Consider the following 2,470-nt stretch of genomic DNA (forward strand, 5'->3'; position numbering starts at 1 on the left):
TTATCGAACATCGTTTTTGCGCGACTTCCAGGCTAACGTGCCATGCCTGCTAAAATAATGGAACCCCAAAAGGGGTTCTATATTTAAAAAATAAAAGAGCTAATAGATTTTCATTGCCAACATGCTGTCATCACCTTCCGATAAATTTAGCCCAAATTTTTACTTCTCAGTGAGACAAGAAAAGTGTATAGAAAAATATTTCACCCACGCTGTGGATTCTCCATGAAGAATCCCTTGGATCTACAAAGATGTCACCCCTTCCAGGGGTTCACAATTTATACAAACATCAATCCTCAATCCCACTCCCACCTTTCCCCACAAAAAAAAGGTTGCGAAAAAATTCCGCAACCTCTTTTTATATCTTTTTTTTGAGCCTAGAATGGTTTTCCAGGCATCTTTGGCATATTGCGCATCATCTTAGCAGCCATACCAGGATTAGACATCTGTTTCATTACTTTACGCATATCCGAGAACTGCTTCATCAGTTTGTTTACCTCATCAAGGCTCGTTCCAGATCCTTTCGCAATTCTGTTTCTTCTCTTAGGATCGATTGCATCAGGATTCTCACGTTCAAATGGAGTCATGGAATCAATAATGGCTTCAATCGGTTTGAATGCATCATCATCGATCTCAACATCCTTGATCGCTTTACCTACTCCCGGAATCATTCCCATCAAATCCTTCATGTTACCCATTTTCTTGATCTGTTGGATCTGGGATTTGAAGTCGTTGAAATCAAATTTATTTTTACGGATTTTCTTCTGAAGTTCCGCTGCTTGTTTCTCGTCAAATTGTTGTTGAGCACGCTCTACCAAGGAAACTACGTCCCCCATACCTAAGATACGGGAAGCCATACGATCAGGGTGGAAAACATCCAATGCTTCCATTTTCTCGCCGGTACCGATAAATTTGATCGGTTTGTTTACCACAGATTTAATGGAAAGAGCAGCACCACCACGGGTATCACCATCTAATTTGGTCAATACCACACCGGTGAAGTCTAAACGGTCGTTGAAAGCTTTCGCTGTGTTCACCGCATCTTGACCCGTCATGGAATCCACAACGAACAAGATCTCATGTGGTTGAGTTGCATCCTTCACCGCGGTAATCTCTTTCATTAGAGCTTCATCAATCGCCAAACGACCTGCAGTATCGATGATAACCACATTTTGACCATTGCGTTTCGCTTCTTCAACACCGGCAACAGCGATTCCGATTGGATCTGTTGATTCACGATCAACATAAACTGGAACACCAACTTGTTGTCCCAATACCTCCAATTGATCGATCGCCGCAGGACGATAAACGTCACCCGCAACCAATAAAGGTTTTTTGCCTTTAGATGCTTTTAGGAAATTGGCCAACTTACCAGAGAAGGTCGTTTTACCAGCACCGTTCAAACCTGCGATCAAGATAATAGTTGGGTTCTTGGTAATTTCAAGCTCAGTTACCGTACCGCCCATCAACTCCGTAAGCTCATCGTTCATGATCTTGGTTAACAACTGACCTGGAGAGATACTGGTCAATACATTCTCACCTAAAGCTTTTTGCTTTACGTCATCGGTAAACGTTTTGGCAGTCTTGTAATTCACATCGGCATCCAATAATGCCTTGCGAATTTCCTTCATCGTTTCCGCAACGTTGATCTCTGTAATATTCCCTTGCCCCTTTAATACCTTAAAGGCCCTGTCTAATTTATCCTGTAGATTTGAAAACATCTTTTAACTTTCTAAAAATCAATACTTTGTTCCGTTAACAGTTTTAAACTGAAAACTTGAGGCATAAACCTGATTTGACTTAATCCTACAAATATAGCTTTTTGCTTTTTTAATTTAAGATTTTGCCTTCAATATCCCTTATTTTTCAAGTAAAAAGAGAAGAAAAATACCTAAGCACAGGATGCATCTTCCGTACCCCAAGCTCTCCCTAACGACACCGCTCCATCGGAATAATAATCTTGGTCTAACTGAGAAGTAAAAATTTGAGCTAAATTTATTGGATGGTGATGATAGGAAAGTGGAAGGCAGAAAATGTTTTTTTATTTTTGAGATACAACCCCTTTTGGGGTTCAATTATTTTAGCAGACATGGCACGTTAGCCTAGAAGTAGCGCCAAAACGATTTTGGATTATTCGGACCTCCTTTTTTGGGGGCCCCGCTATTTTTTACCAACCATGCTAAAATAATTCATCCCCTCTGGGGATGTATGGCGGATAAAATATTTTCTCCAGATAAATAAATATACCTCTAAATACCTAAAAACACAGATTTAACAAACTTGTCATTGATATGGCTGATCTTGGCCCATCCTCGAATCCTCGTTGGGTGAGCCGTACCCTGAGCATTCTAAGATAAAAGCAAATAATTATACTGATAATTTCACAAATGGTTCATCTCTTTTTACCACTGCGAATATTCTCAATATAAGTTTGTTTGCAATAGCGTTGATTACAGATAGTTTATGTTTTCCT

At 39.9% G+C, this 2,470-nt stretch carries 1 protein-coding gene; it reads right to left on the bottom strand.

All coding sequences use genetic code 11. The annotated features are described in order from the left end of the window. Positions 1-374: 374 nt before the first annotated feature. Positions 375-1,718, bottom strand: a complete 1,344-nt coding sequence (ffh, locus tag ACK2WI_RS00950) for a signal recognition particle protein (protein ID WP_093100765.1) — start codon at positions 1,716-1,718, stop codon at positions 375-377. Positions 1,719-2,470: the final 752 nt, after the last annotated feature.

Source organism: Sphingobacterium sp. BS-2, assembly GCF_046161205.1.
Classification (GTDB): domain Bacteria; phylum Bacteroidota; class Bacteroidia; order Sphingobacteriales; family Sphingobacteriaceae; genus Sphingobacterium; species Sphingobacterium mizutaii.